Annotated in this window: 5 protein-coding genes; 4 read left to right on the top strand and 1 reads right to left on the bottom strand. The window is 62.3% G+C overall.

Annotation, left to right across the window (positions count from 1 at the left end; translation table 11 throughout):
- The first annotated feature begins 467 nt into the window (after nucleotides 1-467).
- Together BTE28158_RS16470 and BTE28158_RS16465 are read left to right on the top strand one after the other, a co-directional pair.
- Nucleotides 468-2,543: a molybdopterin-containing oxidoreductase family protein gene (locus BTE28158_RS16470; protein WP_151048169.1), complete on the top strand. Its 2,076-nt coding sequence runs from the start codon at nucleotides 468-470 to the stop codon at nucleotides 2,541-2,543.
- 136 nt (nucleotides 2,544-2,679) lie between these two features.
- Nucleotides 2,680-4,353 (top strand): long-chain fatty acid--CoA ligase, encoded by a 1,674-nt coding sequence (locus BTE28158_RS16465; protein ID WP_151048168.1) that lies wholly within the window; start codon nucleotides 2,680-2,682, stop codon nucleotides 4,351-4,353.
- 373 nt (nucleotides 4,354-4,726) lie between these two features.
- On the opposite strand, the gene BTE28158_RS16460 is transcribed toward BTE28158_RS16465, so the two are convergent.
- Nucleotides 4,727-5,884, bottom strand: coding sequence for a porin (locus BTE28158_RS16460; protein WP_124624679.1), 1,158 nt, complete (start codon nucleotides 5,882-5,884; stop codon nucleotides 4,727-4,729).
- Between the two features lie 277 nt (nucleotides 5,885-6,161).
- On the opposite strand from BTE28158_RS16460, the gene coq7 reads away from it, so the two are divergent.
- Both coq7 and mraZ read left to right on the top strand, forming a co-directional pair.
- Complete coding sequence (gene coq7 / locus BTE28158_RS16455; protein WP_059608158.1) at nucleotides 6,162-6,788, top strand: 2-polyprenyl-3-methyl-6-methoxy-1,4-benzoquinone monooxygenase; 627 nt, start codon at nucleotides 6,162-6,164, stop codon at nucleotides 6,786-6,788.
- Between the two features lie 387 nt (nucleotides 6,789-7,175).
- Nucleotides 7,176-7,604 (top strand): division/cell wall cluster transcriptional repressor MraZ, encoded by a 429-nt coding sequence (gene mraZ, locus BTE28158_RS16450; RefSeq protein ID WP_006400450.1) that lies wholly within the window; start codon nucleotides 7,176-7,178, stop codon nucleotides 7,602-7,604.
- The last annotated feature ends 15 nt before the right edge of the window (nucleotides 7,605-7,619 follow it).

The raw sequence follows: 7,619 nt of genomic DNA, 5'->3' as shown, positions 1-7,619 counted from the left end.
GACCGTGAAACGACTCTACGCCGATGATAGTGCGGATTCCCATGTGAAAGTAGGTAATCGTCAGGCTCCCTAAGCCAAGAACCCCCGCCCAAAAGGCGGGGGTTTTTGCATTTGCGGGGCGGAAAGCACGAGTGCAGGCAATCGAACCTCTCCGGTTGTTGCTCAAGCGCTTAACCCGACCCCGCCGCTCTCCATCATCCCGGACCGATCACCCGCTTATTGGCTGCAATCTCCGGCCAGGTAGGTGACTCGTGTCCGCTCGGCGAAGCCGCCGTCAAGGTACTTTTCACACCCGCCCCCGCGTCCGTATCGTCGCATCGGCAGTTCGGAGCCGGTCCAGCGTCGACATTTTTCATCCGTTATTCCAGTCTTTTCGCTGAACAGGCGGGAAATTCGTGCGAAATGAGGTCTTAGTCGTTCCATCCTCGTAAAATTTGCGAACCTCCACCCCAGTCGCATCCAGAATGATGAACGTCGCCACTCAGATAGCTCGGGCCGTTTGCCCGCACGATTGTCCGGACACATGCGCGATGCGCGTGACCGTCGAAAACGGCCGTGCGATCAAGGTCACGGGTGATCCCGACCATCCGCCCACGCAGGGCGTGTTGTGTACGAAAGTCAGCCGATATGCCGACCGCGTCCATCATCCCGACCGGCTCACCGTGCCCCTCAAGCGCATCGGCGCGAAGGGGGAAGGGCGCTTCGTGCCGATCAGCTGGAGCGAAGCACTTGACGAGATCGGTCGTCGTCTCGGGGAAATAGCTGCGCGTGCGCCGGAGGCGATTATGCCGTACAGCTACGCGGGAACGATGGGACTCGTGCAGGGCGAAGGCATCGCGCAGCGGTTCTTCCATAAACTCGGTGCGTCCCGGCTTGAGCGGACCATCTGCGCCGCGGCCGGTGCAGCAGGGCTGCGCTATACGTATGGCGGAAGCATCGGTATGCATCTCGAGCATTTCGAGGAAAGCGAGCTGATCCTGATCTGGGGCGCCAACCCGATCGCATCCAGCCTGCATTTCTGGACCCGAGCGCAGGAAGCCAAGCGTCGAGGCGCCCGTCTGGTCGCAATCGATCCCTACCGTTCGCTGACGGCGGAGAAATGCCATCAGCACTTCGCGCTGAAGCCGGGCACCGACGGCGCGTTCGCGCTCGGCATGATGCATGTGCTGATTACCGAAGACCTGCTCGATCACGACTACATCGCGCGTCATACGCTCGGCTTCGATGCGCTCAAGGCGCGAGCCCTGTCCTATCCGCCGGAGCGTGTCGCCCAGATCTGCGGCATCGAAGTGTCGGAACTGATCGAACTCGCACGTCGTTACGGCGCGACCCGCAAGGCGTCGATTCGCCTCAATTACGGCATGCAGCGTGTGCGCGGTGGCGGCAATGCCGTGCGTGCGATTGCGAGTTTGCCTGCGCTGACAGGCGCGTGGCGCGACCGGGCCGGCGGGCTGCTGCTGTCGTCGTCGGAATTCGCTCCGGTCAATCAGTCGGCGCTGCTGCGTCCGGATCTGATGCCAGGCTGGCCACACAAACTGCCGCGTATCATCAACATGAATGCGATCGGCGATGCACTGCTGCATCCGGGTGACGCCACCTTCGGGCCGAAGGTCGAAGCGGTGATTGTCTACAATTCGAATCCGGTCGCGGTCGCGCCCGACTCGTCGAAAGTCGCCGCCGGGTTCGCGCGCGAAGATCTGTTCACGGTCGTTCTCGAGCACTTCAAGACAGATACGGTCGATTTCGCCGACATTGTGTTGCCTGCCACGACGCAACTCGAGCATCTCGACGTCCACAAGTCATACGGCCACACCTATGTGATGGCGAATCTACCGGCGATTCCGCCAGTCGGCGACGCACGGCCGAACACGGAAATCTTTCGCGGCATCGCACGCAGTATGGGGCTCGACGAGCCCGCGCTTTATCACAGCGACGAAGAGGTCGCGCAGATGGCGCTCCGTTGGGACGATCCGACGCTCGACAGCGATTGGGAGACGTTGAAGCGGGCCGGCTGGCTGAGGCTCAAGGTGGCGGACGCGCCTTTCGCGAATGGCGGCTTCCGCACACCGTCCGGCAAATGCGAGTTCTACAGTGCGCGACTCGAGCAGATGGGCATGGACCCGGTGCCCGATTACCTGCCGCCGTTCGAATCGGCGGAGGCCGCCCCTGAACTCGCCGCTCGTTATCCACTGGCGATGATTTCCCCGCCGGCCCGCCACTTCCTGAACAGCACGTTCGTGAACGTGGACAGCCTGCGCAGTACGGAAGGCCAGCCGCACCTCGATATACACCCGGCCGACGCCGACGCGCGCGGCATCGGGGAGGGCGACATCGTGCGCATCTTCAACGACCGCGGATCGATGCAGGCGGTCGCGAGAGTGACCGATCGTGCGCGGGCAGGGCTCGTCGTCGGACTGTCGATCTGGTGGAAGAAATTGTCGGCGGATGGACGGAACGCGAACGAGGTGACGAGCCAGGCGCTGACCGATCTCGGCAACTCGGCGACGTTTTACGATTGTCTGGTGGAAGTTGAGCGGATTTGACCGAACTTCTTGATATGATCAGACGAATATATTCGAAAGTTCGAAGTGGGCATCTAACCCGGTTGTCTCGGCAAGGACGAGCCGCTACGATGCGTTTTAGCACGACCATTCGAAAATCTGTGAGGAGACGCGCAGTATGAACAAAATTTGGCTGAAATCGTACCCACCCGGCGTTCCAGCCGAAATTGACGCGTCCCCGTATCCTTCCATCCCGGATCTCCTCGACGAAAGCTTCAAGCAATATCGTGACCGCAAGGCGTTCGTCTGCATGGGCAAGAGCATCACGTACGGCGAACTCGATGCGCTGTCGCGCCAGTTCGGCGCGTGGCTGCAGTCGCGCGGCCTGAAGCGCGGCGCGCGCGTTGCGCTCATGATGCCGAACGTACTGCAGTACCCGGTAGCGATCGTCGCGGTGCTCCGCGCGGGCTTCACCGTCGTCAACGTCAACCCGCTCTATACGCCGCGCGAGCTCGAACATCAGCTGAAGGACAGCGGGGCGGAGGCGATCGTTATCCTCGAGAATTTCGCGTCGACGCTGCAGGCCGTCATCGCCAACACCGCGGTCAAGCATGTGGTGGTCGCGTCGATGGGCGATCTGCTGGGCATCAAGGGCTGGCTCGTCAATTACGTCGTGCGCAACGTGAAGAAGATGGTGCCGGCCTGGCAGCTTCCGTCGTACACGCGCTTCAAGGCCGCGCTGTCGGAAGGTGCGCGGCAAACCTTCAAGCCGCAGAAGCTCGGCCCCGACGACGTCGCGTTCCTCCAGTACACGGGCGGTACGACCGGAGTCGCGAAGGGGGCGACGCTGTTGCACCGGAACATCGTGTCGAACGTGCTGCAGGCTGGCGCATGGCACCATCCCGCGCACGAGAAGTACCCCGAGGTGAAGCAGTTCGTGACGGTCGTCGCGCTGCCGCTCTATCACGTGTTCGCGCTGACGGTCTGCGGCTTTCTGACGATGCGCACGGGCGGCATGGGCATCCTCATCCCGAATCCGCGCGACATCGGCGGGATGATCAAGGAGTTGAAGGGTTACCAGATCTCGACGATTCCGGCCGTCAACACGTTGTACAACGCGCTGCTGAACCATCCCGAATTCAACCAGCTTGACCTGTCGAAGCTCGTGATCGCCAACGGCGGCGGCATGGCGATCCAGGAAGGCGTCGCGAAGCGCTGGTATGAGAAGACCCATACGGCGATCGTCGAGGGCTACGGCCTGTCGGAGACCTCGCCGGTCGCGACCTGCAACCCGGTAACCGCGACCGAATATAGCGGGACGATCGGCCTGCCGCTGCCGTCGACAGAAGTGGCCATCCGCGATGACGCAGGCAACGACGTCGCGCTCGGCGAGCCGGGCGAGATCTGCATCCGCGGGCCGCAGGTCATGGCCGGCTACTGGAACCGTCCGGACGAAACCGCGAAGGTCATGTTCCCGGACGGTTTCTTCAAGACCGGCGACGTCGGCGTGATGGACGCACGCGGTTACGTGAAGATCGTCGACCGGAAGAAGGACATGATCCTGGTATCGGGTTTTAACGTGTATCCGAACGAGGTCGAGGACGTGGTGGCGTCGCACCCGGGCGTGTTCGAGGTGGCGGCGGTCGGCGTGCCGGACGAGCACTCGGGCGAAGCCGTGAAGCTGTTCGTCGTGAAGAAGGACCCGGCGCTTACCGACAAGGACATCCTCGCGTACTGCAAGGAGCGGCTTACTGGCTACAAGCGGCCGAAACTCGTCGAGTTCCGCACGGAACTGCCGAAGACGAATGTCGGCAAGATCCTGCGGCGCGAACTGCGCGACGGACGCGCATAACATCGAAGTCGAACGAACGAGCCCGGCCAATGCCGGGCTTTTTTATTCGTGGTGTCGGCACCGAGGTTGCCGCGCCGAGGTCCGACGGTCGCAGGAACGGCACGCGTTCTACCGGGATGCGCCGTGGCTGACGGAGCGGCTCGACCGGATCGCCGGCGGCGGCCGCGATCCGCGATTCGCATGGCGCGATACCACGACGCATGCTGCCCGCCGGCAGCGGTGGCATTCCCGTCGATGAGGCGTACGGGCCGGTTCGCCGCCGTGAGCGGACCGTCCGGCGATCGTCCTGTTCTCCGCTCACCGCTTCGCAGCCGCAAAAGAAAAAGGCGCCCGAAGGCGCCTTCAATATGCTGCGGCTTGTCAGGCAAGCTGATTAGAACTTGTGACGGATGCCGACGCGCGCTGCGACCTGGTTGCTGGTGCTCGACGGGTCGAGACCGTTGATCGACGCATGTGCCTGAACGACGTTGCCTGCCGAATCGAGCGTGTTGCCCGACGCATGCTGGTACACACCGATCACGTAGACGTCCGTGCGCTTGGACAGGAAGTAGTCGACGCCCAGCGAGCCTTGGTGGTACTTGGCTGCCGAGTTGCCGTCGATCTTGCTGCCTTGCGTGTAGTCGTACGCCGCGCCGACGATCAGCGCCGGGGTCAGCTGATACTTGAAGTTGATTTCGCCGTTGTTGAACGTCGCGGTCTGGTTCACGAACGGACCGACCGAGAAGCCCTTGAACTTCGTGTTCGAGTACGTCGCGCCGATCGTCGCTGCGCCGAACGTGTACGCACCGCCCGCACCGATGACCTGGTACGTATTCGCGCTGTTCGCATATGCGCCGTAGACCGGCGACGACACGGCCGTCGCCGCAGCCGACGCGCCGGTGTTGAACATGCCGCCGAAGTTCGCCGGCGTGCGTGCGTTCAAGTAGCCGACACCCAACACCAGCGGGCCGTTGTTGTAACCGGCGCCGAGCGACCAGACCTGGTTCTTCGAGAACTGGCCGGCTTGACCGCCGAAGCTGTACAGGCCGCCGAACGAGAAGCCGCCGTAGGTCGGGCTCGTGTACTTGACCGCGTTGTTCACACGGTATGCGTTGTTGAAGTTGTCGAGGTCGCCCGGGTGAGCAGCGATGTAGCCGCCCCACTGGTCGCCTGCCTCGAGCGGGCCGACGAAGTCGACGACGGAGTCGTACTGGCGACCCAGCGTGACCGTACCGTACTGGCTCGACAGGCCGACGTAAGCCTGGCGGCCGAACATCAGGCCGCCCTGGCCCAGCTTGCCGGAGTTGACGTCAAAACCGTTTTCGAGCACGAAGATCGCCTTCAGGCCGCTGCCCAGATCTTCGGTGCCGCGCAGGCCGAAGCGGCTGCCTTGCATCACGCCGCTTGCCAGACCGTACAGGTGGCCGCCCTTGGCGTTGTTGTTGAAGATGAAGCCTTCATCGATGATGCCGTAGAGCGTCACGCTGCTTTGCGCATGAGCTGCGCCAGCAAACGCGCCCAGCGCGACGAGCGCGAGAAGCGACTTTTTCATTAACGGATCTCCAAGAATCACTGAATTTTTTTGGCGGGGCGGATAGTTATGTTGTGTTGACGGGCCCCATCAACTTCGCAAGAAGTCGCACGTAATGTAGCAAAGCCGATTTTTCCGACAAAGCGAAATGCCTTGGCGCAAGGCTGCCATGTTTCCTTTATGCAACAATGGTTAAAATCACGGGTTAACCGCAATTTCCGCTGAATAATCAAGTCGGTTACGCAGCGGAGCACGTGCCTTTGCCGCCCGCGGCAGCACACGCAGCCAGGAGAACAGGATGGTGTTGGATGAACTGATCAGCGAATTCGATCGCGGCCTGCGATCGCTGACCGGCATTAGCCGGATGAGCCGCCCGGTGCCTGCGCCGGCAGAGCCGCCGGCCGGCGAACTGACGCCCGCGGAGCGTACGCATGCCGCCGGGCTGATGCGCGTGAACCACGTCGGCGAGGTCTGCGCGCAGGCGCTTTATCAGGCGCAGAAGCTGACCGCGCGCTCGTCGTCGTCGAAGGCGATGTTCGAGGAAGCCGCGCGCGAGGAGGAGGATCATCTCGCGTGGACCGCGCATCGGCTGAAGGAACTCGATTCGCGTCCGAGCCTGCTCAACCCGCTGTGGTACGCTGGCGCGCTCGCGATCGGCGTCGTTGCCGGAACGCTGGGCGACAAGGTCAGCCTCGGCTTCATGGCGGAGACGGAGCGCCAGGTCGAGAGCCATCTCGACGGGCACCTGTCCGAGCTGCCGGCGACCGACACGGCGTCGCGTGCGATCGTCGAGCAGATGCGGCTCGACGAGGTGAAGCACGGCAAGGCCGCGACCGATGCCGGCGGGATCGAGCTGCCGCTGCCCGCACGGATGCTGATGCGCGCCGCATCGAAAGTCATGACGAGCACTGCATACTATCTCTGACATTCGGGCCGGGGCGGCGTGTGACGTCGCCCTGGTCCGCCGTTCCCGATACCGCCCGTTTTTTCCGCGTTTTCCCGCCCCCGAAAGCCCCGTCCGCACGCCAGTCTGGCCCGCCTTTCTCACGTATCACCTTCACAAGTTGCACTAGCTCATTCATTTATAACGATTTTTAGCATGAAGGGCCGCATGAGCATGCGCGCGTAAGTCCTTGTTCTAACTAACAAAATTCGTCAAAAAACCGGGCCGCTCCCTTGACCGTGCCAAACCCTTCCACTAAAGTGGGAGACAGTGTGAGAAAGTGTATTTTTGTGTGATTTGGCGGGCTATTCCGGCTAAATTCTTGAGCATTGAGCGGGTGCTTCGGTGCCCTGAACGGGAGAGCGGAAAGTGTTCCAAGGGGCGTCGGCGCTGACGCTCGATGCGAAAGGGCGGATGTCGGTGCCGGCTCGCTATCGCGAAGCGCTGCAAGGACAGGCAGAAGGACGGGTGACTGTGACCAAGCACCCGGACGGCTGCCTGTTGCTGTTTCCGCGCCCCGAATGGGAAGTGTTCCGCGCCAAGATCGCCGCGCTGCCGATGGACGCTCATTGGTGGCGGCGAATTTTTCTCGGCAATGCGATGGATGTCGATCTCGACAGCGCAGGCCGGATTCTCGTATCGCCCGAGCTGCGGATGGCGGCCGGACTGGAAAAGGAAGTCATGTTGTTGGGAATGGGTAGTCACTTCGAGCTGTGGGATTCGCAGACCTACATCGCGAAGGAGCAGGCAGCGATGGCGCAGGGCATGCCCGACGCGCTGAAGAACTTCACGTTCTGATTGCGGTGACGGAGA

The organism is Burkholderia diffusa (assembly GCF_902499115.1).
Classification (GTDB): Bacteria; Pseudomonadota; Gammaproteobacteria; order Burkholderiales; family Burkholderiaceae; genus Burkholderia; species Burkholderia diffusa.
Note: the sequence above shows the minus strand (reverse complement) of the source record. Positions and strands in the feature narration are given on the sequence as shown.